Origin of the sequence: Pseudescherichia sp. L3 (genome assembly GCF_024656065.1) — a bacterium.
GTDB lineage: Bacteria > Pseudomonadota > Gammaproteobacteria > Enterobacterales > Enterobacteriaceae > Pseudescherichia.
Genome location: NZ_JANKYC010000001.1, coordinates 1503519 through 1529213, shown reverse-complemented (window position 1 = coordinate 1529213; position 25695 = coordinate 1503519). Strand labels below are relative to the sequence as shown.

Annotated in this window: 37 protein-coding genes; 31 read left to right on the top strand and 6 right to left on the bottom strand. The window is 52.0% G+C overall.

Going from position 1 to position 25695, the window contains the following annotated elements; translation table 11 throughout:
* Window positions 1-43: 43 nt before the first annotated feature.
* The 5 genes from NR795_RS07465 to NR795_RS07445 all read right to left on the bottom strand — a co-directional run bounded on the left by NR795_RS07465 (window position 44) and on the right by NR795_RS07445 (window position 1972).
* Window positions 44-232 carry a YebW family protein gene (locus tag NR795_RS07465; protein ID WP_257757778.1) on the bottom strand — a complete coding sequence of 63 codons (189 nt, stop codon included), beginning with the start codon at window positions 230-232 and terminating at the stop codon, window positions 44-46.
* Entirely contained in the window at window positions 232-435 is a 204-nt protein-coding gene (locus NR795_RS07460) for a hypothetical protein (protein WP_257758303.1), read from the bottom strand. Before NR795_RS07460 ends, NR795_RS07465 begins: the two co-directional genes overlap by 1 nt.
* Window positions 436-745: 310 nt before the next feature.
* A complete protein-coding gene (locus NR795_RS07455; RefSeq protein WP_257757777.1) occupies window positions 746-1099 on the bottom strand; it encodes a hemolysin XhlA family protein in 354 nt (117 codons plus the stop codon).
* Entirely contained in the window at window positions 1092-1544 is a 453-nt protein-coding gene (locus NR795_RS07450; protein WP_257757776.1) for a hypothetical protein, read from the bottom strand. The genes NR795_RS07455 and NR795_RS07450 overlap by 8 nt, the downstream gene beginning before the upstream one ends.
* Window positions 1545-1585: 41 nt before the next feature.
* Window positions 1586-1972 (bottom strand): helix-turn-helix domain-containing protein, encoded by a 387-nt coding sequence (locus tag NR795_RS07445; protein ID WP_257758279.1) that lies wholly within the window; start codon window positions 1970-1972, stop codon window positions 1586-1588.
* Window positions 1973-2077: 105 nt separating this feature from the next.
* Between NR795_RS07445 and NR795_RS07440 the strand changes: the two genes are divergently transcribed.
* The 24 genes from NR795_RS07440 (at window position 2078) to NR795_RS07325 (ending at window position 17996) form a co-directional block, all read left to right on the top strand.
* Entirely contained in the window at window positions 2078-2305 is a 228-nt protein-coding gene (locus NR795_RS07440; protein ID WP_257757775.1) for a helix-turn-helix domain-containing protein, read from the top strand.
* 2 nt (window positions 2306-2307) lie between these two features.
* Window positions 2308-2850 carry a toxin YdaT domain-containing protein gene (locus tag NR795_RS07435; protein ID WP_257757774.1) on the top strand — a complete coding sequence of 181 codons (543 nt, stop codon included), beginning with the start codon at window positions 2308-2310 and terminating at the stop codon, window positions 2848-2850.
* 84 nt (window positions 2851-2934) lie between these two features.
* Complete coding sequence (locus NR795_RS07430; protein ID WP_257757773.1) at window positions 2935-3912, top strand: replication protein; 978 nt, start codon at window positions 2935-2937, stop codon at window positions 3910-3912.
* 1 nt (window position 3913) lies between these two features.
* Window positions 3914-4663 (top strand): ATP-binding protein, encoded by a 750-nt coding sequence (locus NR795_RS07425; RefSeq protein ID WP_257757770.1) that lies wholly within the window; start codon window positions 3914-3916, stop codon window positions 4661-4663.
* A gap of 7 nt (window positions 4664-4670) precedes the next feature.
* Entirely contained in the window at window positions 4671-5045 is a 375-nt protein-coding gene (locus tag NR795_RS07420) for a hypothetical protein (RefSeq protein WP_257757768.1), read from the top strand.
* The gene (locus tag NR795_RS07415) at window positions 5042-5533 is read left to right on the top strand and encodes a hypothetical protein (RefSeq protein ID WP_257757767.1); all 492 of its coding nucleotides are present in this window, start codon (window positions 5042-5044) and stop codon (window positions 5531-5533) included. Before NR795_RS07420 ends, NR795_RS07415 begins: the two co-directional genes overlap by 4 nt.
* Window positions 5530-6399, top strand: coding sequence for an MmcB family DNA repair protein (locus tag NR795_RS07410; RefSeq protein ID WP_257757765.1), 870 nt, complete (start codon window positions 5530-5532; stop codon window positions 6397-6399). The genes NR795_RS07415 and NR795_RS07410 overlap by 4 nt, the downstream gene beginning before the upstream one ends.
* On the top strand, window positions 6396-7130 hold the full coding sequence (locus NR795_RS07405; RefSeq protein WP_257757764.1) for a site-specific DNA-methyltransferase: 735 nt from the start codon (window positions 6396-6398) through the stop codon (window positions 7128-7130). The genes NR795_RS07410 and NR795_RS07405 overlap by 4 nt, the downstream gene beginning before the upstream one ends.
* Before the next feature lie 5 nt (window positions 7131-7135).
* Window positions 7136-7393 carry a hypothetical protein gene (locus NR795_RS07400; RefSeq protein WP_257758278.1) on the top strand — a complete coding sequence of 86 codons (258 nt, stop codon included), beginning with the start codon at window positions 7136-7138 and terminating at the stop codon, window positions 7391-7393.
* Window positions 7390-9258 carry a DNA cytosine methyltransferase gene (locus tag NR795_RS07395; protein ID WP_257757763.1) on the top strand — a complete coding sequence of 623 codons (1869 nt, stop codon included), beginning with the start codon at window positions 7390-7392 and terminating at the stop codon, window positions 9256-9258. The genes NR795_RS07400 and NR795_RS07395 overlap by 4 nt, the downstream gene beginning before the upstream one ends.
* Before the next feature lie 266 nt (window positions 9259-9524).
* A complete protein-coding gene (locus NR795_RS07390; protein WP_308219170.1) occupies window positions 9525-10991 on the top strand; it encodes an AAA family ATPase in 1467 nt (488 codons plus the stop codon).
* On the top strand, window positions 10988-11842 hold the full coding sequence (locus NR795_RS07385; RefSeq protein WP_257757762.1) for a DUF4435 domain-containing protein: 855 nt from the start codon (window positions 10988-10990) through the stop codon (window positions 11840-11842). Before NR795_RS07390 ends, NR795_RS07385 begins: the two co-directional genes overlap by 4 nt.
* 179 nt (window positions 11843-12021) lie before the next feature.
* Window positions 12022-12255 carry a DinI-like family protein gene (locus tag NR795_RS07380; protein ID WP_257757761.1) on the top strand — a complete coding sequence of 78 codons (234 nt, stop codon included), beginning with the start codon at window positions 12022-12024 and terminating at the stop codon, window positions 12253-12255.
* A 40-nt stretch (window positions 12256-12295) separates the two neighbouring features.
* Window positions 12296-12544 (top strand): hypothetical protein, encoded by a 249-nt coding sequence (locus NR795_RS07375; RefSeq protein WP_257757760.1) that lies wholly within the window; start codon window positions 12296-12298, stop codon window positions 12542-12544.
* Between the two features lie 37 nt (window positions 12545-12581).
* Entirely contained in the window at window positions 12582-13178 is a 597-nt protein-coding gene (locus tag NR795_RS07370; RefSeq protein ID WP_257757759.1) for a DUF1367 family protein, read from the top strand.
* A 2-nt stretch (window positions 13179-13180) separates the two neighbouring features.
* Window positions 13181-13792, top strand: coding sequence for a recombination protein NinG (locus NR795_RS07365; RefSeq protein ID WP_257757758.1), 612 nt, complete (start codon window positions 13181-13183; stop codon window positions 13790-13792).
* The gene (locus tag NR795_RS07360; protein ID WP_257757757.1) at window positions 13789-13929 is read left to right on the top strand and encodes a YlcG family protein; all 141 of its coding nucleotides are present in this window, start codon (window positions 13789-13791) and stop codon (window positions 13927-13929) included. Before NR795_RS07365 ends, NR795_RS07360 begins: the two co-directional genes overlap by 4 nt.
* Window positions 13926-14708, top strand: coding sequence for an antitermination protein (locus NR795_RS07355; RefSeq protein WP_257757756.1), 783 nt, complete (start codon window positions 13926-13928; stop codon window positions 14706-14708). Before NR795_RS07360 ends, NR795_RS07355 begins: the two co-directional genes overlap by 4 nt.
* A 277-nt stretch (window positions 14709-14985) precedes the next feature.
* On the top strand, window positions 14986-15117 hold the full coding sequence (locus tag NR795_RS07350; RefSeq protein ID WP_257757755.1) for a hypothetical protein: 132 nt from the start codon (window positions 14986-14988) through the stop codon (window positions 15115-15117).
* Window positions 15118-15274: 157 nt separating this feature from the next.
* On the top strand, window positions 15275-15490 hold the full coding sequence (locus NR795_RS07345; protein ID WP_053271627.1) for a class II holin family protein: 216 nt from the start codon (window positions 15275-15277) through the stop codon (window positions 15488-15490).
* Window positions 15490-16026, top strand: a complete 537-nt coding sequence (locus NR795_RS07340) for a lysozyme (RefSeq protein ID WP_257757754.1) — start codon at window positions 15490-15492, stop codon at window positions 16024-16026. Before NR795_RS07345 ends, NR795_RS07340 begins: the two co-directional genes overlap by 1 nt.
* Window positions 16023-16373, top strand: coding sequence for a hypothetical protein (locus NR795_RS07335; RefSeq protein ID WP_257757753.1), 351 nt, complete (start codon window positions 16023-16025; stop codon window positions 16371-16373). The genes NR795_RS07340 and NR795_RS07335 overlap by 4 nt, the downstream gene beginning before the upstream one ends.
* A gap of 472 nt (window positions 16374-16845) precedes the next feature.
* Window positions 16846-17082, top strand: a complete 237-nt coding sequence (locus NR795_RS07330; protein ID WP_257757752.1) for a hypothetical protein — start codon at window positions 16846-16848, stop codon at window positions 17080-17082.
* 359 nt (window positions 17083-17441) lie between these two features.
* Window positions 17442-17996, top strand: a complete 555-nt coding sequence (locus NR795_RS07325; protein ID WP_257757751.1) for a hypothetical protein — start codon at window positions 17442-17444, stop codon at window positions 17994-17996.
* A 279-nt stretch (window positions 17997-18275) separates the two neighbouring features.
* Here NR795_RS07325 and NR795_RS07320 read toward each other — a convergent pair whose 3' ends face one another.
* Entirely contained in the window at window positions 18276-18713 is a 438-nt protein-coding gene (locus tag NR795_RS07320; protein ID WP_257757750.1) for a hypothetical protein, read from the bottom strand.
* 125 nt (window positions 18714-18838) lie between these two features.
* Here NR795_RS07320 and NR795_RS07315 point away from each other — a divergent pair, with 125 nt between their 5' ends.
* The 7 genes from NR795_RS07315 to NR795_RS20695 all read left to right on the top strand — a co-directional run bounded on the left by NR795_RS07315 (window position 18839) and on the right by NR795_RS20695 (window position 25689).
* Window positions 18839-19822 (top strand): terminase small subunit, encoded by a 984-nt coding sequence (locus NR795_RS07315; protein ID WP_257757749.1) that lies wholly within the window; start codon window positions 18839-18841, stop codon window positions 19820-19822.
* Window positions 19797-21107, top strand: a complete 1311-nt coding sequence (locus NR795_RS07310) for a terminase large subunit (RefSeq protein WP_257757748.1) — start codon at window positions 19797-19799, stop codon at window positions 21105-21107. The genes NR795_RS07315 and NR795_RS07310 overlap by 26 nt, the downstream gene beginning before the upstream one ends.
* A 1-nt stretch (window position 21108) precedes the next feature.
* Window positions 21109-22515 carry a DUF4055 domain-containing protein gene (locus tag NR795_RS07305; RefSeq protein ID WP_257757747.1) on the top strand — a complete coding sequence of 469 codons (1407 nt, stop codon included), beginning with the start codon at window positions 21109-21111 and terminating at the stop codon, window positions 22513-22515.
* Window positions 22499-23584: a phage head morphogenesis protein gene (locus NR795_RS07300; RefSeq protein ID WP_257757746.1), complete on the top strand. Its 1086-nt coding sequence runs from the start codon at window positions 22499-22501 to the stop codon at window positions 23582-23584. The genes NR795_RS07305 and NR795_RS07300 overlap by 17 nt, the downstream gene beginning before the upstream one ends.
* A gap of 81 nt (window positions 23585-23665) precedes the next feature.
* On the top strand, window positions 23666-24442 hold the full coding sequence (locus tag NR795_RS07295) for a hypothetical protein (RefSeq protein WP_257757745.1): 777 nt from the start codon (window positions 23666-23668) through the stop codon (window positions 24440-24442).
* A 12-nt stretch (window positions 24443-24454) separates the two neighbouring features.
* Window positions 24455-25408, top strand: a complete 954-nt coding sequence (locus NR795_RS07290) for an Ig domain-containing protein (protein ID WP_257757744.1) — start codon at window positions 24455-24457, stop codon at window positions 25406-25408.
* Window positions 25333-25689, top strand: coding sequence for an Ig-like domain-containing protein (locus NR795_RS20695; protein ID WP_374544250.1), 357 nt, complete (start codon window positions 25333-25335; stop codon window positions 25687-25689). Before NR795_RS07290 ends, NR795_RS20695 begins: the two co-directional genes overlap by 76 nt.
* Window positions 25690-25695: the final 6 nt, after the last annotated feature.

Genomic DNA, 25695 nt, shown 5'->3' with positions numbered 1-25695 from the left:
GGTCGGTCACCGGACGGAGAGCCCGCTTCGGCGGGTTTTTTCGTTACAGGGTCACGGCTGGCTGCTCGCCGTTACGGATGATGCGCTCTACTTCGAAACACTCGCCCGCAACATGCTGCTCAACGGCAGCCGCTTCACACTGGCGCTGGTCTTTATACACGCCCAGCACCACGTCCTGAAAATCGCCGTTGGTCATACCCACGGTCAGCACTAACGCGAATAACGTATTCATCAGTGCGTCCCCGCCGGCACCAGGTGCGGCTCAATGTTGCGGGCGGCATACGGGCGGCGAATGTGGCGCAGGTTGCCCTGCGGCTCGTGCCAGTAGGTGCCATCGGTGTAGTTAAACGAGACGAGCCAAGCTGCGCCGGTGCGCTGGTTACGCATTGCTACTGCTTTCCCGCTGTTTGGTACTGCCTGATTGGTGGTTGCCATTTCATCCTCCCGGTCTTTCCCGGCGTCAGAACGTAAAACCTGCTGCGTGTTGATAACTCCACCTCACCCGGTGCTTCGTATGCCGCCGGTAGCTACTGCGTGGGCTCCATGCCTTGGTGGTCGGTACTGCGTTTTGTTGAAGTGATATTAAGTCTCAGGCTTAACAAAAGTCAAGCCTGAGGTGTTAGTTGATTTAAGTTTTAGACTTAAATGGGAAAAGTGACGGCAAATTTCAGGCAAAAAAAATCCCGGCGCTAAGGCCGGGAATGAGGCAGGGATAGCTTTGAGATAGAGAACCTGTCAGCAGATACTACTTTAAGACAAGCTCGTTAAGCGCATCGATGATTTTTGCGACATAGGAACCAAACACGTAAGCACAGAATACGAAAACGACGCTTACTACAGTTCCTGCAGCTTTAATGGTTGATTTTAATGAGTTAATTCCATTTTCTATATTTGATAATCGAGAATCTATCGATTTAACATCTACCTTCAGTTCATCAATATCACGCCTGATATAGGTTACATCTGACTCAAGCTTAGCCACTCTAGCATGCATACCATCACCGCCATCACTACCGCCACCGTGACGATCACTATGAAACATTTCATTAGCTGCATCAAGTGATCCGTTGGGTAGAGATAGATATTTGCGCTCAGCCATCGATTTCTCTTCTCCATTCAGCTGAAATAGCAAAGCAAGATTTTTTGATGTCTATAACTTCCCAAACAGACTCAGGATTTGTATCTTTGAAAAGCAAATGTGCATCAATAAAATAGTATCCAGGGCCATTTGCAGTAAAGTTTTCAAAAACACACATATCAGCTACAAATTCACCGTTAGATCCCCATTGGGGTAAATATTTCAATACTCTACTTTCTTGCGATTCTATAGTAACATCTTGATTTTCATAGATAATATGAAACTCAATTGAATAGTTATCAATCCCATTGAATCCAATTACGCCAAAATTAATTGAAAGAGTTAGATCAGTGGGAAAACGTTCACACCTCAAACCTATTCCAGGAGTGGGATCTCCCACGACTACACCAGGCTCGATTAAACTTGAGTAAACATATGCAATTTTTGCATCGTTATCAGTAAGCATATAAAGTCCCTAATTTTATAGACTGGATGCTTTTTATCACTTCAATCTTCACTGAACTTGATCCGCCCTTTCATATACTTCTCATACAGCTCGTCAAGCTCCTTCAGACGGATAGAAAAAATGCGAAGCATGTTTTCCTGCTCTGCCTGCGGCAGCTGCCTATAAAGCTCAAGCATGCGCTGTTCATCTGGTTTTAATCCGTCCTTTTCGCCGACATCCTCACCCAACAACCAGGGCATAGACACGCCTGCAGCATCTGCGATCGCTAGGGCAGATTTCTTACTGATAACCCCTTTTTTGAACCAGCCGTTTACAGATTGCGGAGTAACCTGCGCAATCCGAGCCATGTCTGATTTTGTCATGCCGCGCCCGTTCAATTCACTAAGGCGTTCAACCAGTATCGGGTTTAGTAGTGATTTCTCTTTCATGTCCAAAAGAATAAGCCTTTTGCTTAAACTTGAAAATTCGTCTCAGGCTTGACAATTTATTAAGTCTAAGGCTTAATCTGTCCTATATTAAACCCGGAGACAACGATGAACGGATTAACAAAAGCAATCAAAACAGCGGGGACTGCATCAAAGCTTGCTGTCATGTTGGGCATAAAGCCAATGTCAGTAAGTCGCTGGAAAAACCGCTATCAAGGCATGGTACCAGCAGATCGCGTGCTGCAAATATATAGCGTTACAGGAGTCACTCCACATGAGCTACGCCCTGATCTTTACCCTAACCCAACCGATGGTTTGCCGAAGCAAGAGGCTTAATCATGCAAACACTTACTTTTCAACAGAGTATCCCATTTACACAGGCAGCGATGATAAATCGCTCTCAAGCCGTTGATACCTTGCCGGACCCCGGCGACATCCGCGACACAGTGCGCGCCTGGGCAGCAACAGCCGGGCAGGACGTTGTCGCCGCTCATATCGTGGATCAGTGGCGCAACTGCGGCGGGCAGGGGATCGAGTTTTCCGCAGATATCAGCCGCGCCCGGCAGAAATTATTCCGCTGGCTCGATAACCGTTTTGACACAGAAGACTGCCGGGAGCGGGTGCGCCAGCTGACGCCTGCGATCATGGCCGTTCTACCGCTGGAGCATCGCAGCGCGCTGATGGGCGGTGACTGCAAAATTACGCGCCTGGCGCATGCCGAGAAAGAAGTTGCAGAGGCCAAGCGGGCGGTGCTGCTGGACGCGCCCAGGCATCAGAAGCTGAAAGAAATGAGCGAAGGAATAGCTGCGCTTTTCAGGCTTGAGCCGGATCTCGCCGGGCCGCTGATGGCAATGGTCACAACGATGTTGGGAGGAATATGACAGGTATGAAAATGGTGAAAGCCGCGGTGCTCGAACACCAACGGCTTTCGGGTGCAAAAACGGTAGGTAATTGCGGAGAGCAGTATGTCAAACACCGCTGAAATATACAAATTCCCAGCGCCTCCTCCGGCGCAACAGGAGAGCCGTATGGCTGATCTGGAAAATGGCTATCTGCGTTTAGCCAACCAAATCCAGGACGCCTTATGTATCGTCGAGTTATCAGGGCGTGAATTCCGTGTGCTGAATGCGATCGTCCGGCTGACCTATGGCTGGTCAAAGAAATCAGACCGGATCGCCAACAGCCTCATTGCAGACAAAACGACGCTGAAGGTGAAGCACGTTTCTGAAGCCGTGCTGAGCCTCGCTTACCGAAACATCATTATCCTGCGCCGCATCGGGCAAACCAGATACATAGGGATTAATACCAGCCTGGATAAGTGGGCGTATACCAAGCCGAACTGCATGAAATGCCCGGTGGATTTCCCGTCCGCTGAAGCTGACACATGGGTAATTACCATCCCTGAAAACGGGGACAACTATCCCCAAAAACAGGGAAGAACATCCCTGAAAACAGGGACGGCTATCCCTGAAAAAGGGGATGGTGAAAATACCCCTCAAACCATCCCTGAAAACGGGGATGGTTATCCCCAAAAACAGGGAAAGGCATCCCCGGAAACAGGGAACACCAAAGACATTCTTTCAAAAACAAATATAAAAGATCTAACCCCCTCTAATCCCCCAGGGGGGAAGGTTAAGTTCGATCCGCTGAGCATACCGGTTCCTGAATGGCTGAATGCATCGTCCTGGAATGAGTGGGTCGCGTATCGCCGCCAGTCCGGCAAGCCCATCAAGACCGAGCTGACCGTCACCAAAGCGTTCAGCCTGCTGAAGCAGTGCCTGGACGAGGGACACGATCCGGTGGACGTGATCAACGCCAGCATTGCCAACGGGTACCAGGGTTTGTTCAAGCCTAAATTCGGCCTCAACGGTCGCAAGGCGGGCCGGGATGTGAATCAAATTTCTCAGCCAGGTAACGACATTCCAGACGGATTCAGGGGGTAGCTTGAAAAATATTATTGGTACCGGCAGCGCCCTTGAGCGCCTGAAGAAAATCATCCCGGCCAATGTGCAGCCAAAATTCCGCAATGCTCAGGAGTGGCAGGCATGGCAGCAGGCGGAGGGTCGCAAACGCTCTGAGGAAATCGACCGGCTGAACCAGCGGGCGCGATCAGAGAAAATTTTTGGACGGGCTGGCATACAGGCCCTTCACCGCAGCTGCTCGTTTGCAAACTACGACGTGTCATGCCCGGAACAGCGCCAGGCGTACAGCATGGCGAAAAGCTACGCCCAGAACTTCGGCGGCGGGTTCGCAAGCTTCGTTTTCAGCGGCGCGCCGGGCACCGGGAAGAACCATCTTGCTGCGGCCATTGGCAATCACCTGCTGGCAGCCGGGCACTCCGTTCTGGTGGTGACTATCCCTGACCTGATGCTGCGCGTCCGCGAGTGTTACGACGACGGGCAGTCTGAATCGTCACTGCTGAATGAGCTCTGCAGCGTCGATCTCCTGGTGCTGGACGAAGTAGGGATTCAGCGCGGCTCCAGCGGCGAGAAGGTGATCATCAATCAGGTTATCGACCGCCGGCTTTCAGCCATGCGGCCCGTGGGCATCCTGACCAACCTGAATCACGGCGAGCTGGTCACCACCCTGGGTGCGCGCGTTATGGATCGCCTCCAGATGGACGGCGGTATCTGGGTTAATTTCGGTTGGGCGAGTTACCGCAAAAACGTCAGCCACCTGCGTGTCGCGAAATGAGGTGACTATGAGCAACCGTTTAAAACCGAAACAGAAAGCCATCGTGGAGTTCATTGCGGCAAATGGACCGGCAACGCCCCGCCAGATCCGCAAGCTGCTCGGCTGCGACATCCGTGAGGCCTATGACCGTCTCAAGCGCCTGCGTATGGCCGGGATCGTCAAGAACATCGGCAAACCGAAGCATCCGGAATACCAGCTGGTGCAGCGCTGGCAGAAGAAGATCACACGAACCAGATCAGCACCTACAGCGCCAGCAGCAAAAGTAAAGCCGCCAGCGAAAGCAGTGCAACCAGCGCCTTCAGGGCCATCCATCGCGGACGTTTGCCGCCAGAACTGGCAGGGTTACGAAATTCATAAAATTTTTGGGAGTGCACGGGCATGAGTGAATTACAGAACAACAAAGAGCTGATCGCGGTTGGCCACGAGTTTGCTAAGGCGCTGAGCAGCGACACGCCAATCATCGAGATTGCAAAAATGATGTCTCGCCTGGCCGAACGGCTGGACTGCACAACAGCTGCGCTGCGTGAAAAGACAAAGCAGTGCGATGCGCTGACGGTGGATAGTGTGGCCCGTGCCGAAATCATCGGCCAGCTGGTCTGGCAGTACAGCGCCAGCGGCATCAAGCCAGTGCAGGGATCGCTAAATCCAGCCTCCGCGCTGCTGTTCGACGCGCTGGAGGTGCTGCGGCAGCCTGTGACAGCAGCAGCGGTTAACGAGCTGAAAGCGCAGGGCGTTGAAACGGCTGCGGCAACCTACCACCCGCTAGTGGTCACCGGCGGCAGCGATGATCCCCAGGAAAACGGGCTGTGTATTCGGGAAGACCTGCTGAGTATCGCCAGGAAGCTGCGCGCCGGGGAGGTTCAGCCATGAAATGGGGTCATAACGCACTGGCTCACGATCTGGCTGAGCATCTGCGCCAGAATACCGCCCGCATCGTCTGGGAGGACATGCAGCTCGGCCCAAGCGGTACCGCGCGCCCGGACGTCTACGCGCTGCCGTGCTCATTCAGCAAATTCTGCCCGGTGGTCTATGAAGTCAAAGTTTCTGTTTCAGATTTCCGCGCTGATGTGACTGCCGGTAAATTCACAAAGTATTTTGCGTACGCCAGCGCCGTAGTCTTCGCTGTGCCCGATGGGATGCTCAAGAAAACGGACATCCCTGAAGGCTGCGGGCTAATGGTTCGCAAAGAGGGCGGCTGGTATACGGTGAAAGGGCCAACTATGCGCCAGATCGACACGCTGCCCCGCGATGCCTGGGTGAAACTGGTCATCGACGGGATCCGCCGTGAAACTGAGCGCACCCGGTTATCTCTGCGCAGCGCTCCGGATTACGTCCATGAAACCCGGCTGGACCGGCGGCATGGGGAAGAGGTCGCCAGACTGGTCTCGCAAGCCTATAGCGCAAAAACCCGGCTCGAATCGGCTATTGAACAGCAGGAAAAGCGCCGGGCAGAAGTATTCCAGCAGACTGAGCAGGAAGCGCGCTGGCATCGCGAAAGTATGGAGCGGCAGGCCGAAAGCCTCAACAGGGCGCAGGCCGAACTGGCAGAAGTGCTGGGGCTTTCCGCTGATGCAACAGTGAATCAGCTCACCAGAGCGATCAACGAGGCTAGCTATCGGCTGGACCACGATTCGGAGATTCAGCGCCTGCGTGGGATCTTCATAAACATGGAAAAAATGCTCGCCAAAGCGAATGCGAAATTGCCGGGTGAGTCAGTAACGGAGGACGCAGCGTGAGCATTCGCCTTTACAACACTAACTGCTTCGATGTGTTACCTGTCATTCCCGACGGAAGCATAGATCTCGTTTGCGCTGATATCCCCTACGGCACAACACAGTGCCGGTGGGATTCTGTCCTCGATCTGCCAAGGATGTGGCGCGAGCTGTACCGGGTATGCAAGCCGAGCGCGGCCATCGTGCTTTTCTCCGCGCAGCCCTTCACCAGCGTGCTGGTCAGCAGCAACCTGAGCGACTGGCGCACAGAGTGGATCTGGGAAAAAGGTAACGCGACCGGCTTCTTGAACGCCAAAAAGCAGCCGTTGCGTGCGCATGAAAATATTCAGGTGTTTTATCGCCGCCAGCCGACGTATAACCCACAGATGACTGATGGCCACATCCGTAAAACCAGTAAGCGGAAGACCGTTAATTCAGAGTGCTACGGTAAGGCGCTGTCGCTGACCGAATACGATTCGACAAAGCGGTACCCGCGGGACGTTCAGTTCTTCTCAAGCGATAAGCAGACCGGGAATTTTCACCCAACGCAAAAGCCTTTGGCTCTGGTGAAATACATCATTGAAACCTACAGTAACCGCGGCGACGTGGTACTGGATTTCACGATGGGAAGCGGTACCGCGGGCATTGCCTGCCAGCAGACAGATAGGTCCTTTATCGGGATCGAAAAAGAGCCGGACATTTTTGAAGTGGCTTGCATGAGGATGGGTATTAGCCGAAAGGAGCGTGCTGCATGAACAATATCGACCCGCTCCTGCGATACGCTACCAGCCGCATAATTGAGCTGGAGCGCCTGCTGCTGGTGGATGTGCCGGAAACAGTCTGGCCTGCCGAGGTTGGACTGGTTTACGCACAGGTTGAAAGCGCCGGAGATCTCCCGGTGCACCACCAGCGCCGCCTGAAGTTCCACATCAACCGGATGTGGCTGGAGAAGATGCCGGTACCGGCGATCGTAACCGCTGCCCGTTCGCTGGCTATTGCCATGGAGAAATACGTGTGAGAGAAATTATCGTTGATAACTTTGCCGGGGGCGGTGGGGCCAGCACCGGGATAGAACTGGCCATCGGGCGCAGCGTGGATATCGCTATTAACCATGACCCCAACGCGGTGGCGATGCACAGCACCAATCATCCGGACACGTTGCATTACTGCGAGAGCGTCTATGATATCGACCCACGTACGGCGACTGCTGGCCGCCCGGTAGGTTTGGCCTGGTTCAGCCCGGATTGCCGCCACTTCTCGAAGGCGAAAGGCGCGAAGCCCGTTGAGAAGTCCATAAGGGGCCTGGCGTGGATCGTCATTCGCTGGGCGCTGGCGGTGCGGCCGCGCGTGATGATGCTGGAGAACGTCGAAGAGTTTAAAACGTGGGGGCCGCTGCTGGCTGCCGAGATGCGCCCTGATCCGGCGCGAGCCGGGGAGACGTTTGAGGCGTTCTGCGGGATGCTCTCCGGCGGCGTCCCAGCGGATCACCCGGCGCTGCTCGAGTGCTGCGAGTTTCTGGATATTCCTGCGGACGGTGAGCTGGCGAAGCAGCTGGTGGCCGGGCTGGGTTACGCTGTCGATTGTCGGGAACTGCGCGCTTGCGACTATGGCGCGCCAACGATTCGCAAAAGATTCTTCATGGTGATGCGCTGCGATGGCGTGCCGGTGACCTGGCCGGAGCCGACGTACGGTGATCCCAAGACGCCAGCGGTGCAGAGCGGCAAGCTGAAGTCATGGCGCACCGCGGCGGAATGTATCGACTGGTCTATCCCGGCACCATCCATATTTGACCGCAAAAAGCCGCTGGCGGAAAATACGTTGAAAAGGATCGCCCGCGGCATTCAGCGGTTCGTAGTTGATAGCGCATCGCCGTTTATCGTGAAATGTAACCACACCACCAGCAAAGGCAGTTATGACTGTTTCCGGGGCCAGGCGCTGGCGGATTCACTGCAGACGATTACCAAAAAACACGGCTATGCGATCGCCACGCCGGTTATGGCTCCTCTGTTTGCCGGGACCGGCGGATCGACATTCCAGATGAAGCCGCGTCCGGTAGAGAAGCCGTTCTTCACTCTGCTGACGCAGAATCGAACCAATGTCATCGAGCCCGTGCTGGCCCCTTTAATCGCCCGGCAGTTCGGTGCCAGCGTCGGCCACCGCGCCGACGAATCGAGCGCAACAGTCACTGCGGGCGGTGGCGGTAAATCGCAGCTGGTATGTCCAACGCTGATCCAGGTTGGTTATGGTGAACGTGTGGGACAAGCTCCTAGGGTACTGCAGCTGGACAACCCGCTGGGAACTGTTACTGCGGGCGGGAATAAATTCGCTGCGGTGAGCGCGTTCCTAGCTAAACACTACGGCGGGAACTATACAGGGCCGGGCGTCGGTCTTGATGAGCCAGCGCACTCGGTCACCACGGTAGATCATCATGCGCTGGTGGCCTCGCACCTGGTGAAATTGAGGGGCACCTGCCGGGACGGACAGCGCACAGACGAGCCGATGCCGACCATTACGGCCGGCGGCCAGCACGTCGGGGAGGTTAAGACCACCCTGGCCGTTGAGGCGTACGACCAGCAGCGCGCAGATGAGGTGTTGACGTTCCTACAAGAGTATTGCGGTGCGGACTGCGACGGGCTGGTGACGATCAGCGGCGTAGTTTACCGCATCGTTGATATCGGTATGCGCATGCTGCAACCAGCGGAGTTGTACCGCGCCCAGGGTTTTCCGTCCTGGTATATCATCGATCAGGATTACGCCGGAACGCGTTACGCCAAAGCCGCGCAAGTAGCGCGCTGCGGCAACGCCGTTCCGCCGCCGTTCGCTGAGGCGCTGGTGCACACAAATCTTCCGGAACTCTGTAAGATAAAAATTCAAGCAGCTTGAAAAGGCCTGACAGGGCCTTTTGAGGCTCAATAAAACAATCAATAGAAGGTTTTTAATTACATCTTTAAAGATTAAAGTAATGTTATATCATATCAATCACTGGAAGGTAGAGTTGTTTTAAATGAAACTGCAAATTTTAATTCAACATGAAAGATTCGGAATTTATGTGCAAGTGTACGAGATTTGATAGTTGTCAATTAGTTTGTTCTGATATAAATTCTTATGCTTGCGGATTAAAACTTTGTTAACAATAATGGTGTTTAAAAATGATTAGTAAAGAGCACTATCCTATAGAATCTTTTAGAATGACCGGCGTTCATGGCTACAAGGATATAGTTATGAATATGAAAGGTAAAACAACTGTCTTTGTTTCTGAAAATGGTGCAGGGAAAACTACAATTCTCAATGCATTAAGACTTGTTTTGGAACAGGATTATTTGAGTTTGATGAGAATTGAGTTTAAATCAATTTTTATAAAGATCTCAGATCATGATGAAATTGAAATAAAAAATGAACGCGATTCTCTGATACCTGTAGAAGATATCAAGTCATTTCTTAGTGAAAGATTTTCGTTAAATGATCCGTTTTGGGTTGAGCATGATGTTTTAAAATTTGCAAAGGGATTAATTTATTCTAAAAATAATGATCATTCTGAAGATTCTGTGGTAAATGAGATTTATAATGCTGTTAAATTTCCAAAGGAATATGTTGATCATTATCTTAAGGAACTAAAGGAAGTAATACTAAATAAAGTAAAAAAACAAGAGCAAGTCAATATCAAATGGCATTATGCAAGAAATGATGGATTTAAAGTTATAGTCAACGCACTGAGAGATGTTGATACGGTGTTTTTACCAACATATCGCCGGGTTGAAAAAAGTTTTGATACTGTAGTCCGAGATGAGAGAGAAATTTCCGGTAATAGGCTTTATAAAAAGAGAGGCATGAGATTACAGCGCGATGGAATATCTTATGGCTTAAAAGATGTTGAGGATGCTTTAAAAGGGTTAACTCTCGATATAGAAAGAACTTCTAACTTGGGGTATCGCTCATTAAGTGCTAAAATGCTCGAGGATTTAATTAAGTACGGCAATAACGACAGGATTTCCAAGGGGAAAAATGATCTCCCTTCAATCGAAGATCTGGAAAGATTTTTAAATCGAGTTGAAGAAACAGGCGCTACTATACGCGAAAGAAGAGCCTCTGTAACCAAGAAAAACTCGCTTATAGAGGCTTTAAAAAATCTCTATAATAAAAATGCAATCAAAGACATTACCTATCTAAATTATTTTTTGACGCAGCTCAATTCAGTTATTCAAGAAACTAAGGAGCAAGAATCCAAGATTGAAAGGTTCGTTGCAGTTTGTGATAAGTATCTTTCTTCTGCTGGTGATTCAAAATCATTAAAGTTTGACCCTCAGAGTCTTGAAGTAATTGTTAGGGATAGTCATACGGGAGATCGAATATCTTTAAATGATCTGTCCTCAGGAGAAAAGCAAGTCATCTCATTAATGGCAACTATATACTTAAGCGACAACTCCTCAAAAATAATATTAATTGACGAGCCTGAGTTATCATTATCAATCGACTGGCAGAGAATGATATTGCCAGATTTGAATGCTGGAGAGAATGTTAAACAAGTTATAGCTATAACTCATTCACCATTTATCTTTGATAATGAATTAGAATCATTCGCGACTTCTATGAAGGTTCGCAAAGGTTATGTCTCATGAGCGAAAACCTCTTAAATAATATGAAAAAAGAAATTTTCTCCAGAAATCCACTTAAGCAAGAAATTCTGCTGAAAAGTTCTTCTTTCGATAAAATTTTTGTTTTTGAAGGTGTAGACGATTATCCTGTATATGATGAGTGGATGAAGCGTAATTCCACTTACAACAACTCTGGACATTTAATTGCAAAAGGTAAAAAACAAATAATCGAGCTTTACGAACACGCTTTGGAAAAAGATGATCAAGAGATATTATCTGGCTGTTATTTCTTTGTAGATCATGATTATGATATTAATGAGCACAATTCCAAATGCATTGTTACTCTTTCTTGCTACTCTATTGAAAATTATATTATCAACTCTTGCTCAGTAAAGAGCTATTTAAAAGATGAGTTCAAGATGGATATTACTTGGTCAGACTTATTTGAGAAAGTTAAACATGATTTTGAAGCTGATTTGATTAAGTTTAATGAGTTGGCTAAGCAATTATGTAAGCCGTTATTTGTTAATCATAATATCAATGGTAAAGCTAAGTTTTATGACAAAATATCATCAGTTATTAATGTTGAGTATAAAAATATAAAACTGAAAGACGCTTCAAGAATAATAGGTTATGAGGTCGATGAAAAAAGCGCTGATGCTAAAAACTTGATCAAGTTATTTGAAGAATTACCATATGAAAGAGCAATTAAAGGGAAGTATCTATTCGAATTTATAAAATTATGGTTTTCTTCTTTGAAAATATATCTCTCTAGACATAAGGAATTGAGAATTACAAAAGATCCACTTATGTTAGAAAGGCGCAGGTTGGCTTGTGCAACGCCTGTACCTATAGAGCTTTTGAGATTTTCTTGATTATATTTAACCCGCTAAGGCGGGTTTGTTATTAGTGGGAGGTTATTTCTTTTTTATTCAGTGGGTTAACTATAGGGTAAGAAGTTGGCATAAGGTCTTTTACATGCTTAACAAGTTGATCATTCTCGCTATTGCGTGTACTGTTTATTTATACAGTAATTCCAGTGGGAGGGAGCATTATGCGTGTAGAAGTTACCATAGAGCGTACAAAAAAACTGCCGGACGGCGCTATGTCAGCACTTGAGAGCGAGCTATCAAAACGATTAAACAATCAGTTCTCAGGGTGCAAACTTACTGTGCGCCGCGCATCGACCGACAGCCTTAGCGTCATGGGCGGTGACAAAGATCATAAGAAAGCAGTAGAGACGATCTTGCAGGAAACCTGGGAAAGCGCTAACGACTGGTTTAACTGATTTGCGCGAGCTACGTTTTACGGCTGAACAGGGGGGTAATGTGGGTGACAGTGCTTTAAATTCATCAGACGCTGACTGGTATGACGTTGTCAGGCGGACTGATGGAGCAGTGATGTGTAGCTTTCCGGCGGGTGACCGCTTTCTGGTCTATCGCAGCGGCGGGATGATTTCCATGCGCCCGCTGCTGGACGAAGAAATAATTTTTACGCCAAATGCCGTTGTGCAATTCCTCACGGGTCTTGGCTATCGTATTGATGGCCCATCTGATAATATGATCTCATCGGTCTGAACAGCCGGTAAACCTGCTGCGCCACGGAGTGAACACCATGGCGCAATTACAACTCATCAAGCAGTCCTCAGGAATCCTGATCCCCGCTACGCCGGAGACCAGCGAATTTCTACATTCAAAATGCAAGCTTGGCGCGGTACTCGAGGCGGATTTCCGCCAGCTGCGCAATCCTGCATTTCACCGTAAATTCTTTGCGCTGCTTAACCTAGGCTTCGAATACTGGGAGCCTACCGGCGGGGCGATCTCCTCTAACGAGCGCAGGCTGGTCACCGGCTACGCTAAATTCCTGGCTGCGTTCAGCGGCAGCGAAGGCGCGCTGCTGGATGCAGCTGAGCAGTATTTGGTGCGCATCGCTGATAAGCGCGCCGGTAGCATCAGCATCTGCAAATCTTTCGACGCCTATCGTTCATGGGTGATCGTGGAGGCTGGTCATTGCGACGCCATTCAGTTGCCTGATGGCACCCTCCGCCGACATCCCCGCAGCATCGCGTTTGCCAGCATGGACGAGCTGGAGTTCCAGCAGCTCTATCGCGCAGCGCTCGATGTGCTCTGGCGCTGGATCCTCTCCCGCGCATTCCGCAGCCAGGCGGAGGCCGAGAACGCCGCTGCGCAACTGCAGCACTTCGGGGGCTGAGCATGACTAAGAAACCCCGCCGTAAGTGCGCAAATAACGATTGCCGTCAGTGGTTTCACCCTGCGCGGGACGGGCAGGTGGTCTGCAGTTACGAATGTGCCACCGTGGTTGGCAAAGAACAGGCCGCGAAGACCCGTGCAGAGGCGCAGCGCAAAGAATCCGCTCGCCAGAAGGCAACTGATAAAAAAGAGCGTGCCGCCTGGCGCCAGCGGAAGGCCGCGGTTAAACCGCTCAAACACTGGGTAGATCTGACACAGCGTGCCGTAAACGATATCTGCCGTGAAACCGAGCTGGCCGCCGGGAAGGGATGTATATCCTGCGGTACCAAAAAACCATTTGCCTGGCATGCCGGCCATTATCGGACTACTGCCGCCGCCGGGCACTTGCGCTTCACGCGTATCAACATCCATCTCCAGTGCGACGTCTGTAATATCCATAAATCGGGCAACATTGAGGCTTACCGCGCCGCGCTGGTGGAGCTTTACGGCGAAGAGACGGTTCAGGCTCTGGAAAGCAATAACACACCACATCGTTGGACGGTTGAGGAACTGAGAGAAATCAGGCTCACCGCCCTGGCAGATTTACGCGCGCTGAAAAAGCAGGTGGCAGCATGAAAACAGAGCTTATCGACATTCTCCGGGCGCGCTGGCAGCGCCTACGCATTTATCGCCGCCCGGGTTCGGTGCTGGTGGATTACCGCATTCTTCGCAACTTTATTCGTATTTACCAGATGGCAGGGACCAGGGCATGAACCTCGAAAACACCATAAAATACCACTTCGCTAAATCGACGATGATTAGCGACTCACCGCGCGCCACTGGCTCAGACTCGCTTACCGGCACAGATATCATGGCTGCCATGGGCATGACACAGGAACGCGCCGCGATGGGCTATAGCGCTTTCCTGGGCAAAATGGGGATCAGCCATAATGACCGTGAGAGGGCGATCACGCTGCTGGCCGAGTACGCACTGACCAAATGCGACAGCGTCGCGGCTCTTCGCAAGCTGGCCTCAGAGGTTAAACCACTGGTGATGCGCCAGCTGGCCATCTTCGCCTTTGAGGACTATTCGCGTAGTGCCGCCAGTGTAAAGCAGTGCGATTGCTGCGCTGGGGTCGGATTTATTCAGGCTGACGTGTTCACCAATAAATTTCGCAAACCGGAAGGGAAGATGACCGTATCCGGGATGGTAAAGGTCAAAGAAACCGTTAATGTTCTCTGCAAAAAGTGCAATGGCACCGGTCAGAATAGCGCAGCGTGCAGCGTCTGTCTGGGCCGCGGGAAGGCCGTCAACAAGGCGCTGACAGAAAAGCAGGGTATGCCAGTTCTGGCTGACTGCAAGCGCTGCAGCGGGCGTGGTTATGAGCGGATCCCTTCGACAGAGGCGTATGCAGCTATTTGCCAGATTACAGATGCCATCACCCTCGACACCTGGAAAAAATCGGTTAAGCCTTTCTATGACCAGCTCATTACTAAGTTTGACATTGAAGAAGCATGGGCCGAGAAGCAGCTTAAGTTGATAACCAGATAGAGCTCATTAAAATAGTCTGCAATTTTATCGTGGGCTATTTACTTTTCCCGAATCTGTGTTAATTTCTTTCTAACGATGGGTTACTGCCTTCGTTTAAAGCCCTGCGGTTAATCCCGTGGGGCTTTGTCGTTTCTGGCAGTCTGTGTTTTTCGGCATAAGTTTTTACTGGTTTTTTTACGCAAGCTGCAATAGATGCAAAATAGCATGGGTAAACAACTTAGAGCGGGAAATGGGCGTGAGACTATAGAAACTTCTTACAACCAATGAGGTTAATGTCATGAAAGCTCAGTTTTTCACTCCTAAATTAGTTGCACTAATCGCTCTCGCTGCTCTTGCCCAGCTTGCACCAATAGATTGGCTGACAGCCATCAAAGATGCGTTTGGGGATTTCGTAGTAGCGAATCTCTAACCCAATTAGTCGATTCTTTATCAAAGCCCTGGCAAATGCCGGGGCTTTTTTTCTTTCAGGTTCCCGGAAACTTCCACCATCTGCTTTGTCGTTAAGCATCCGGAGAGCATGACCCCTTACTACATATAGCACCCCGAAACCTATCGGAGGTGAGAGCATGTTACGCATGGAAAAATTAACCACTGGCATTGCCTACGGAGCATCGGCGACGAACGCCGGGTACTGGAGCCTGCAGCTGCTTGACCAGGTATCACCATCGCAGTGGGCGGCCATTGGTGTGCTCGGCAGCCTGGTCTTCGGGCTGCTGACGTATCTGACGAACCTTTACTTCAAAATCAAAGAGGACCGGCGGAAGGCCGCCAGGGGGGAATAGTGGCTGACAAAGCAAAGTTAAGCGCCGCCGTTCTGGGGCTAATCCTCGCCGGTGCCTCGGCACCCGTTATCCTCGATCAGTTCCTGAACGAGAAAGAGGGCAACAGCCTGAACGCCTACCGCGACGGCTCCGGAATCTGGACTATTTGCCGTGGTGCCACGCTGGTGGATGGCAAGCCGGTTCGCCAGGGTATGAAGCTGACGCAGGCCAAATGCGATCAGGTAAATGCCGTAGAGCGCAACAAAGCGTTGACATGGGTAAATCGAAATATTCGCGTGCCGCTGACCGAACCACAGAAGGTCGGGATCGCCTCGTTCTGCCCGTACAACATCGGGCCGGGTAAGTGCTTCCCCTCGACGTTTTACCAGCGCATCAATGCCGGTGACCGTAAAGGGGCATGCGAGGCAATCCGCTGGTGGATCCGTGACGGCGGCAAAGACTGTCGGCTAACGAAGGGGCAGAAGAATGGTTGCTACGGGCAGGTTGTGCGTCGTGATCAGGAAAGCGCGCTGACATGCTGGGGGCTTGATAAATGAAAATCCGCTACGTGATCGCTCTTTGCGCCGCGCTCTGCGGTTTAACAGGTCTTACCTGCTGGCGCTTCGGCTGGTACGCCCACGCTGATCATATCAACGCTATGGCTGCCAAAAAGAAAGACAAGGCCGAGAAAGCAATCCAGAAAGGCGATCAGAAAGCTGCCCAGGCCAGTGACGAGGGCCGGATTATCTACCGAACCATAACCCGCGACGTGGTGAAATATGTCCAGGATCCGAATCGTACCGTTTGTGCTTTTGATGATGAGTCTGTCCGGCTGCGGCAGCGCGCTATCGACGCTGCCAACTCCATCAGCGGATTTGATGCAGCCCCCGTGCAAGGGAAGTGATGCTGGTGCAGATAGCGACGCCGATCTGCAGGCGGACATTGAGACGGCAGAATGCCTGCGAGAACTGCGACTGGACAAGTATCGCTGGCAGGCATACTACCGTGCTATCAACTAAGATAGACACTCATTAAACGAACTATTGCTTCTCTTAAAATCTCTTCTCCAATTAGAACTAATACGGATATTAAAATTTCTTTTGTTTTATTTAACATGAACCCTCTGATTGTTGGCTAACAATGAGTAGGGATTCTCTTCACTATGTACTTTGGCACGTTAGTCCCAATCAAATCTTTCGCAACGTTACATCATGCATCCATTGGGCGCCTATGAAAGTGATAACTGCGCCGTCTGAAGCACCTTGGGAAAGTGTGCGGTTAGGTTATGCGGCATCGCTCAAGAATTAACAGCATGGCAATATCCATCGCTGATTTAATGACCTACCCTGACCGTGACCAATTTAAGCGGAGGGGATATGAAACAGCCTTTGGATTTGAACAAAGTGGCAGTGTGGCAGCTTACGTTCCGGTTCTCGACGGCAACGGATCCTGACGGCCAGGGCATCCACTTTGTGCGGGCGCTGGAGAATGAGTCAACGCGCCAGCGGTATGACCGGATTTTTGATGAAGTGGATGCAGAGCTGCGCACCGATTATGGCGATTACCAGTTTCAGGGCTGCGACATCAGACCTGCGATCATGAAAGATAATTAACTTTTATTGCAGTTAAGATAGGCCTAACGTAATGCCTGTTTTTTGTTGGAGGGCAGTCATGGTTTTCTTTTTAGTGTGGGAATGCTACACGGAAGATTGGAGCTTAAGGGAGAAGGGTAACTACTTCTTAAGGACCGATGAGCTGGGGCAATTAGACCTGCTAGTTGCAGAGTTTGAAGAAGCTATGGCTGACGCCAGAGACATTGATCCAAAGTACTTCGTGGTTACAAGCTGTCAGCAGGTGCAACAGAGTTAGAGCCAGTTTCTATGCAGATGAAGCCTTCATTACAGCAGGCATTCACTGAGTGCCTGTGATAATGATTCTAGCTACAATAGCTTTTTCGCTTATGGAGAGGTGTATGGACGCTGATATCATTTCCTTAGAGACGATGATTGCAACAAAAGATGCAGCGTATTGGGCGTTCTGGTCGATGATTGGAACATGGATTTCCGGGATAGCGACTTTTTTAGCAGTCTGCGTTTCTTTGCACTTAGGGTTGAGAAAACCTAAAGCAAATATCAGTTGCAGGATTGGAGAAGCGGTCAGTTTCATTGGACCTTATCAAAAGAGAGGTGTATCAATTGTTGTAACAAACCTTTCTCTCAATACAGTGAAAGTTACTTCTATCAACTGGGACTTCAAAAAAAGCGTAACATTCTTTCAACCTTTCATTTCACCTATATCAATGCAATTACCTCAGAAATTAGACTATGGCGAACAGGCAACATTTTGGATTGATCTGGACGGTAATTCAGAATGGATAAAAAAAATAGCAGAAGGATTAAGAGAGCAAGGGGCAGATCCCAAAGAGTTTAGGTGTGTGGTTAGTGTGACCACTGGTGAAAGTTTTACGTTTGAAATAAATAAGTCGTTGTTAGATAAGATTGAAAATAGCTTTCAACTAATCACCTAACACTACTATTAAGTAAAATTATTGAGCCACACGCATCCGCTGATGGCTTTTTTATTGCCACTCCAATGCTTACCGCTAGTGGGCATCGTAATGGCTTTAACCCAAGATAAAGAACACGGCAAAACCGGACTGGGGCATCGAGAAGGTTTACTGTGCTGGTTTACAGCAGTCGACCAGCTGAACAAAGCATTTTTTATTACTCAGATTATAGAGTGATAGGATGATTGATAGTCGCGAATGGTGAGGGGTGGGAATAACGCACACCCCACGAGACATGCATCACAAAGAAATGAGTTTTTTTAATGAAGCTGATTTAATGATTGATCCAAAAAATATCTGTCCGATTCTTTCAAATTCAAAATTTACTGGTTTATTGGTGCCTGGCAAACCTACATGCATTTGACCTTGAGTATCAAAATAGTATGTTTCGATAGCTAATGTCTTTTCCTCAACCTGGCTTGAGAAACGAACTTCCGCTACAGGGAGATTATCTAGGAAAACAATTCGACAGGTTGACCAGCATCCAAAACGCAATGCCGGAATGCTAAAGTTGAGTTCTGAGTTTTCCTTAGTTTCAATCAGAAATTGACTTTGCAGATGTCGACTCTCACTCCAGTGCTCATGAACCTCCTGCTTGAAGTCTGCTACCTTTTTTTCAAGATATGCACGGTAGTCTTTAAGTCCTGAAATTACATCACCGACAGTAAGCTCATTCATATAACACCTTGATAATTGGATAATAAATGGCACTCGCCGACTACCAATAGATGTCCTGTCGCCGATGCCTCATCGATTTGAATAACTAATATCGCCTTGTTTATTGGAATATTCCAGAGGATTTTATGGCAAAACCGGACTGGGGCGAGCTTCAGCAGCGGTTCCTGTCCGATCATGCCAGCACCGGCATTTCCCCAAAAGATTGGTGTGAAGCGCAGGGACTGAACTACGCAACCGCCCGACGTCATATCAAAAAGCCCTCTGCGCAAAGTGCGCAGAAAAAAGTGCGCAGTGCGCAAAAAGAAAAGTGCGCAGATGTGCTGGTGGATAGCGAGCTTTCCGCCCAGCAAAAGCGCTTCGTTGCTGAATACCTCATAGACCAGAACGCCACGGCCGCCGCCTCAAGGGCAGGTTACAGCGATGCAAGTTATGGTCGTCAGCTCCTCACGATTCCTCACGTTGCGCAGGCTATTGCGCAGCAGCAAAAGGCCTCCCTGATGCGCACACTCGCCAGTGCTGATGAAGTGCTGGCGCAGATGTGGCAGCTCGCCACGTTTGATGCGAATGAGCTCTCGCAATACCGCCGTGGTGCCTGCCGCTATTGTCATGGCTTCGGCCATAACTACCAGTGGCGCGATATGGTGGAGTTTGAAGAACATCGGCTAACAGCGATTGAGAAAAAGGGTAAAGAGCCGGTAGATGTTGGCGGCTATGGCTATGACCACAACCGGGAACCTAACCCGGCGTGCCCGCGCTGCAATGGTGACGGCATCGGCCAGTCCTATTTTGCTGATACCCGCAAGTTGCCTCCTGTTTCCCGTCTGGCTTACTCCGGTATCAAGCTCGGCAAGAATGGCGTTGAGATCACCGCCATCAGTCGGGAGCGGATGTATGAGGCCGTGATGAAGCGGCTTGGCCTGGCGGATAGCGCGTTCGCGCAGCAGCTGCAGCAGATCGAAATCGAACGCCGCCAGCTGGAAGTGGAAAAACTCCGCAAAGAGCTCGCTGCCGACCCGGAAGATGAGGTACCGCTGCCCGTGGCAATCAACATCAACGTCGCGGATGCCCGCGTAAGGAACGACGATGACGGGGATATCGCCGACCCTTAACGTACCGCAGGCGCAGTTTCTGGCGATGCCGCACAAGTTCAAGGCTTACGTTGCAGGATTCGGTTCTGGTAAGACTTGGGTGGGCTGCGGTGGCATCTGCAAGGGGATGTGGGAGCACCCCAGAATCAACCAGGGCTACTTCGCGCCGACCTATCCGCAGATCCGCGACATCTTCTATCCGACAGTGGAGGAGGTGGCGTTTGACTGGGGCCTGAAGGTCAAGATCAACGAGAGTAACAAAGAGGTCCATTTCTACGCCGGGCGGCAGTATCGGGGCACCACCATCTGCCGCTCGATGGAAAAGCCGGCCACGATCGTCGGTTTCAAAATCGGCAACGCGCTGGTGGACGAGCTGGACGTAATGCCCGCGTTAAAAGCGCAGCAGGCCTGGCGGAAAATCATCGCCCGTATGCGCTATAAGGTAGATGGCCTGCGTAACGGCATTGACGTCACCACCACGCCGGAAGGGTATAAGTTCGTTTACCAGCAGTTCGTCAAAGCAGTGCGCGACAAGCCTGAGCTGGCAACCCTGTATGGACTCGTACAGGCCTCAACGTTCGATAACGAAGCGAACCTGCCTGATGACTATATTCCCTCGCTGCTGGCGAGCTATCCGCCAGAACTGATTAAGGCCTACCTGCGCGGGCAGTTTACCAACCTGACCAGCGGCACCATTTACCACCAGTTCGATCGCCGGCTGAACAACTGCACAGATGAAGAGCAGCCGGGCGAGCCGCTGTTTATCGGCATGGACTTCAACGTTGGCAAGATGGCCGCCATCGTTCATGTGAAGCGTGACGGACTGCCGCGGGCGGTGCGGGAACTGGTGAAGGTCTATGACACGCCAGCGATGATAAAACGTATCCAGGAAGAGTTCTGGCGCTACGAGGGCGGCTGCTACGTCGCCAGCCGCCAGATCTACGTTTATCCGGATGCCTCCGGCGACAGCCGCAAATCTAACTGCGCCAGCCTGACCGATATTGCTCAGCTCAGAGAGGCAGGGTTTAGCGTGATGGTCAACGCTGCAAACCCACCGGTGAAAGACCGCATCAACTCGATGAACGCCATGTTCTGCAACGCGCTGGGCGAACGCCGGTACCTCGTCAACGTTCAGCGCTGTCCGGTCTATACGGAGTCGCTGGAGCAGCAGGTGTGGGACAAAAACGGCGAACCGGACAAAAAAGCAGATAACGACCACCCCAACGATGGTGGCGGGTATTTCATTGTGAAGGATTACCCCATCGTCAAGCCGGCATACTCAATCACCATGGATACCACCTTCTGATATGGCTAATAACGACATCACCTGGGTTCGTCCTGAACACCGGGCGGCCAGCGCTGCCTGGAAGAAAATCAGGGACTTCTGCAAAGGCGCAGAGGCGGTAAAAGATCCAGGCAATAACTACCTGCCTTTCCTCGACCCTACTGACAAGAGCATGCGTAACCGCAAGCGCAATGAAGACTACCTGCAGCGGGCTGTCTTCTACGCGATTACGGGCAATACCAAAATCGGCCTCCTCGGGCTGGCCTTCAGAAAGGATCCGACCTTTTCCGCGCCGGAGAAGCTGAGCTATCTGCTGAAGAACGCCGACGGCGCTGGCACCAGCATTTACCAGCAGTCGCAGCTGGTGACCGAGAACGTGCTGGAGGTGGCCCGCGACGGGCTCTATGTCGATTACGCAGAGGGCAGCGGCCAGGCCATCATTCTGCGTTATCTGGCCGAGAACATTATTAACTGGCGCACGAAGCGCATTAACGGACGCGATCAGCTGGTGCTGGTGGTGCTGCGGGAATGTGTAGAGAAGGAGGACGGCTACGCGTTTAAGGATGAGGTCCAGTATCGCGAGCTTGCGCTTGAAGAGGGCCGGTTCATCTGCCGGGTGTGGCGCCGCAGCGCGGATGCCGGTTCCGCTGCATACGCTGTTACCAGTGAATACCAGCCGAAGCCCAAAGGCAAAGACAGCTGGGACGAAATCCCGTTCACCTTCGTCGGCGCACAGAACAACGATCCTGCCATTGATGATTCTCCGCTGGCTGCGCTGGTGGAAATCAACCACGGTCACTACCGGAACAGTGCTGATTACGAAGACAGCGTGTGGTTCTCCGGCCAGGTTCAGCCGTACATGACGGGGCTGGATGAGGGTTGGCGCGATCACCTGGAGAAGAAGGGGGTCAAAATCGGCTCCCGCTCGCCGCTACTTCTGCCCCGGGAAGGCAGCTTTGGTTATGCCCAGGCGCAGCCCAACATGCTGGCGAAGGAAGCGATGGACAGCAAGCGCGACTACATGGTGCAGTTGGGTGCCCGGCTCATCGAGCAGAATGCGGCGGTGAAGACTGCAACGCAATCCAGTAGCGAGCAGACATCGTCCACCTCTGTGCTGGGTATTTGTGTGTCGAACGTATCGGAGGCCTACTCGCAGGTCATCGGCTGGTGCGCGAAGTATCTGGGCGTCGATGAGCAGCAGGCGGCCTACGCGATCAACCAGGAATTCATTGCTAAGGTCGCCGAGTCCGGCATGGTAACCGCCATTGTGAACGCCTGGCAGTCCGGCGCAATCCGCGACACTGATATGGTCCGGGCGCTGCAGAAGCTTGACCTTATCGACCCGGCAGACAGCCCGGACGACATCATTGACGAGCTGCGCAACCCTAATCCCACCCTGATCGGCGGTAACAATGGCAACGGTAAATGACCAGCTTCGTGATGAAGCCATAGCGCACACCGTCTGGATAAGCCGTTACAGCACTGGTGTGGCAAACCGCATGGTTAAGCTGCTGAATGACAGCGACGCCGAGCTTACCGCACGGCTGCTGGTAGCGATGGACAGCCTGCCCACCAGTCAGTTTACGGTCAGCCGGCTGGAAAGCCTGCTGGGGAGCGTACGCGAGCTTAACCAGCAGGCAATAGCGGGTATGCAGACCAGCCTGGCGGATGAGCTCCTGCAGCTGGCCGGGCATGAGGCGGGTTACCAGCTGAGCCTGTTTGACGCGCTACTGCCGCAGCAGGTGAAAGAGCGGCATCCGCTGCAGGGCATCACGCCTGAGCAGCTTCACGCGGCGGCTATGGCCCAGCCCTTTCAGGGGCGATTACTGAGCGAGTGGGCTGATAATCTGGAAGCCGACCGCATGGCACGTGTTGTCAATGCAGTGCGCCGCGGCTACCTGCTGGGTGACGCCACGGAGACGATTGCCCGGCAGGTTCGCGGGATCGCCAGCAAAGGCTATAAGGACGGCGCGCTGCAACTCAGCCGGACAAACGCCGCCAGCATTACCAAAACGGCAGTGAATCACCTGGCAGCGACGGCACGAACCAGTTTCGCAGAGGCCAATGGCGATATCCTGCAAGGCAAGCAGTGGCTCTCCACGCTGGACAACAAAACCACGCCGACATGCATCATCCGTGACCGCCTGCGTTATACACTGGACAATAAACCTGTAGGCCATAAGGTGCCGTACCTGCAGGGGCCGGGGAAAATTCACTTTTGCTGCCGCTCCACAGAGACGCTGATTACCAAATCGTGGCGTGAGCTCGGGATCGACAACGACGAGATGGATGAAGGTACCCGCGCCAGCATGGACGGGCAGGTGCCGGCGGATACCACCTATCTGGACTGGCTGGCCCGGCAGTCGCCGCAGCGTCAGGATGAGATCCTCGGGCCGGAGCGGGCCGCGCTTTACCGCAGCGGCGAGCTAAAGCTTGGGGAGATGTTCACGGACAAGGGCGAATGGATAAGCCTGGCCCGCCTTAAAGCGCTCAGTTGATCCCAAAACATTTTTCACTTACGGCTGCCTCCGGGCGGCCTTTTTTATTGGGCGAGGCCCATAACATCCCAAGGGGAAATCATGTTAATCCGAAATATGCTCCTGAAATACTACGCACCAGAAGATGATGGACAGGGCGGCGGGGGCGGGGGCGGCGGTACCGAAATTACGCCAGAAATTCAGAAGCTGATTGATGATCAGGTTGCTGCTCAGGTGACCGGCTTGAAAACCAAAAACTCCGAGCTGCTGGGCACCATCAAGCAGCAGAAAGACAACCTTTCCCGCTTTGAAGGAATCGATCCTGATGCGGTTCGCGGGATTCTGCAGCGTTTTTCCGACGACGAAGAGGCAAAGCTGATCGCTGCCGGAAAAATTGACGAGGTACTGGATAAACGCACCGAGCGCCTGCGCGCTGATGTCGATAAGCAGATCAAAGCGGCCAATGACCGCGCGGACAAGGCTGAAGCCTTTTCCGGCAAATTCCGGGATCGTGTACTGGGTGATGCCATCCGGGCGGCAGCATCAAAAGCTGGCGCGCTGGCGGAAGCATCCGATGACCTGATCCTGCGTGCCAAAGGCACATTCCAGCTCAACGACGAAGGCGAGGCCATAGCAGTTGATGCAAATGGCGATGTTCTGTTCGGCAAAGACGGCAAAACCCCACTAAGCCCGCTTGAATGGGCGGAGTCGCTCAAGGAGACGGCACCGCACCTGTTCCCGCGCGCTGAAGGTACCGGCGCCGGCGGTCACAAGCCAGGCGGTGGTGGCAGTCAGAAACGTTCAGAGATGAGCGCCAGCGAAAAGGCGGACTATATCCGCAAGCATGGCCAGCAGGCCTTCCTCAAACTTCCGAAATAAGAGACTTACTCAATGGCAACAACTGTAAATAACGATCTGGTCATCTATGACGATCTGGCCCAGACCGCTTTTCTCGAGCGCCGCCAGGATAATCTTGAGGTGTTCAACACCTCTTCCAATGGCGCGATCCTGCTGGATAACGAGCTGATTGAGGGTGATTTCCGCAAGCGCGCTTTCTACAAGGTAGGTGGCTCCATCGAATCGCGTGACGTGAACTCCACCGGCAAGGTAAATGGTAAAAAAATCGGTGCAGGCGAAGCGGTGTCCGTTAAGGCACCGTGGAAATACGGCCCGTATGAAACCACTGAAGAAGCCTTCAAACGCCGCGGTCGTACGGTGGATGAATTCTCTGAAGTGATCGGTGTTGATGTGGCTGATGCCACCCTGGAAGGCTACGTGAAATATGGCCTGAAGGCGTTAACGGCGGCGATCGGGGCGAACGCTGAAATGGTGGTGACCGCCGACATCGAAACCGACGGGAAGAAAACCCTGACGCGCGGCCTGCGCAAATACGGTGACAAATTCAACCGCGTGGTGCTGTTCGTCATGCACTCCGCCACCTACTTCGACATCGTGGACGAGGCGATCGCCAGCAAGATCTATGAAGAAGCTGGCGTGGTGGTGTACGGCGGCCAGCCGGGCACCCTGGGTAAGCCGGTGCTGGTGACCGATACCATGGACGCTGCCGCCATTCTGGGGCTTGTGGCCGGTGCGGTGACCGTGACCGAATCGCAGGCACCGGGCTTTCGCTCCTACAACATCAACGATCAGGAAAACCTTGCGGTCGGCTACCGTGCTGAAGGTACCGTAAACGTTGAGCTGCTGGGCTACAGCTGGGACACGGCTAAAGGCGAGAACCCGGATCTGACTGCCATCGGCACGGCCGGTAACTGGAAAAAGCATTTCACCAGCAACAAATCCACTGCGGGTGTGCTGATCAAGCTGGGTGCTGCATCGGGGGAGTAACCCTGTCAGCGGATAAAACCTCCGCAACTGCTGACAGTACCGATGCGGTTACCTTTTCCCTGAAATACACCCGTAACGGCGCGGGCGTGTCCGGAGCAGCTGTCGCCTGGTCGTCTACTGGCGGCACACTGAGCACTGAGGGATCGCAGACCGGCTCTGCCGGTGGTGCCACGGTGAAACTCACCTCCGATACCGCCGGAACATTCACCGTGACGGGTACGGTTGATGGAGTGGCACAAACCAGTGAAGAAATCACTTTCACTGCCGCTGCCGGAGACTAACTGACG

Bases quoted from the DNA above. Each gene is read 5' to 3' on its own strand.
- NR795_RS07420 (WP_257757768.1), top strand. From the start codon at position 4,671: ATGAGCAACCGTTTAAAACCGAAACAGAAAGCCATCGTGGAGTTCATT.
- NR795_RS07430 (WP_257757773.1), top strand. From the start codon at position 2,935: ATGTCAAACACCGCTGAAATATACAAATTCCCAGCGCCTCCTCCGGCG.
- NR795_RS07435 (WP_257757774.1), top strand. From the start codon at position 2,308: ATGCAAACACTTACTTTTCAACAGAGTATCCCATTTACACAGGCAGCG.
- NR795_RS07305 (WP_257757747.1), top strand. From the start codon at position 21,109: ATGGCTAATAACGACATCACCTGGGTTCGTCCTGAACACCGGGCGGCC.
- NR795_RS07460 (WP_257758303.1), bottom strand. From the start codon at position 435: ATGGCAACCACCAATCAGGCAGTACCAAACAGCGGGAAAGCAGTAGCA.
- NR795_RS07365 (WP_257757758.1), top strand. From the start codon at position 13,181: ATGACTAAGAAACCCCGCCGTAAGTGCGCAAATAACGATTGCCGTCAG.
- NR795_RS07355 (WP_257757756.1), top strand. From the start codon at position 13,926: ATGAACCTCGAAAACACCATAAAATACCACTTCGCTAAATCGACGATG.
- NR795_RS07410 (WP_257757765.1), top strand. From the start codon at position 5,530: ATGAAATGGGGTCATAACGCACTGGCTCACGATCTGGCTGAGCATCTG.
- NR795_RS07445 (WP_257758279.1), bottom strand. From the start codon at position 1,972: ATGAAAGAGAAATCACTACTAAACCCGATACTGGTTGAACGCCTTAGT.
- NR795_RS07380 (WP_257757761.1), top strand. From the start codon at position 12,022: ATGCGTGTAGAAGTTACCATAGAGCGTACAAAAAAACTGCCGGACGGC.
- NR795_RS07465 (WP_257757778.1), bottom strand. From the start codon at position 232: ATGAATACGTTATTCGCGTTAGTGCTGACCGTGGGTATGACCAACGGC.
- NR795_RS07450 (WP_257757776.1), bottom strand. From the start codon at position 1,544: ATGCTTACTGATAACGATGCAAAAATTGCATATGTTTACTCAAGTTTA.
- NR795_RS07300 (WP_257757746.1), top strand. From the start codon at position 22,499: ATGGCAACGGTAAATGACCAGCTTCGTGATGAAGCCATAGCGCACACC.
- NR795_RS07350 (WP_257757755.1), top strand. From the start codon at position 14,986: ATGAAAGCTCAGTTTTTCACTCCTAAATTAGTTGCACTAATCGCTCTC.
- NR795_RS07390 (WP_308219170.1), top strand. From the start codon at position 9,525: ATGATTAGTAAAGAGCACTATCCTATAGAATCTTTTAGAATGACCGGC.
- NR795_RS07315 (WP_257757749.1), top strand. From the start codon at position 18,839: ATGGCAAAACCGGACTGGGGCGAGCTTCAGCAGCGGTTCCTGTCCGAT.
- NR795_RS07295 (WP_257757745.1), top strand. From the start codon at position 23,666: ATGTTAATCCGAAATATGCTCCTGAAATACTACGCACCAGAAGATGAT.
- NR795_RS07385 (WP_257757762.1), top strand. From the start codon at position 10,988: ATGAGCGAAAACCTCTTAAATAATATGAAAAAAGAAATTTTCTCCAGA.
- NR795_RS07360 (WP_257757757.1), top strand. From the start codon at position 13,789: ATGAAAACAGAGCTTATCGACATTCTCCGGGCGCGCTGGCAGCGCCTA.
- NR795_RS07415 (WP_257757767.1), top strand. From the start codon at position 5,042: ATGAGTGAATTACAGAACAACAAAGAGCTGATCGCGGTTGGCCACGAG.
- NR795_RS07330 (WP_257757752.1), top strand. From the start codon at position 16,846: ATGAAACAGCCTTTGGATTTGAACAAAGTGGCAGTGTGGCAGCTTACG.
- NR795_RS07345 (WP_053271627.1), top strand. From the start codon at position 15,275: ATGTTACGCATGGAAAAATTAACCACTGGCATTGCCTACGGAGCATCG.
- NR795_RS07335 (WP_257757753.1), top strand. From the start codon at position 16,023: ATGAAAATCCGCTACGTGATCGCTCTTTGCGCCGCGCTCTGCGGTTTA.
- NR795_RS07455 (WP_257757777.1), bottom strand. From the start codon at position 1,099: ATGGCTGAGCGCAAATATCTATCTCTACCCAACGGATCACTTGATGCA.
- NR795_RS07440 (WP_257757775.1), top strand. From the start codon at position 2,078: ATGAACGGATTAACAAAAGCAATCAAAACAGCGGGGACTGCATCAAAG.
- NR795_RS07290 (WP_257757744.1), top strand. From the start codon at position 24,455: ATGGCAACAACTGTAAATAACGATCTGGTCATCTATGACGATCTGGCC.
- NR795_RS07370 (WP_257757759.1), top strand. From the start codon at position 12,582: ATGGCGCAATTACAACTCATCAAGCAGTCCTCAGGAATCCTGATCCCC.
- NR795_RS07320 (WP_257757750.1), bottom strand. From the start codon at position 18,713: ATGAATGAGCTTACTGTCGGTGATGTAATTTCAGGACTTAAAGACTAC.
- NR795_RS07310 (WP_257757748.1), top strand. From the start codon at position 19,797: ATGACGGGGATATCGCCGACCCTTAACGTACCGCAGGCGCAGTTTCTG.
- NR795_RS07325 (WP_257757751.1), top strand. From the start codon at position 17,442: ATGGACGCTGATATCATTTCCTTAGAGACGATGATTGCAACAAAAGAT.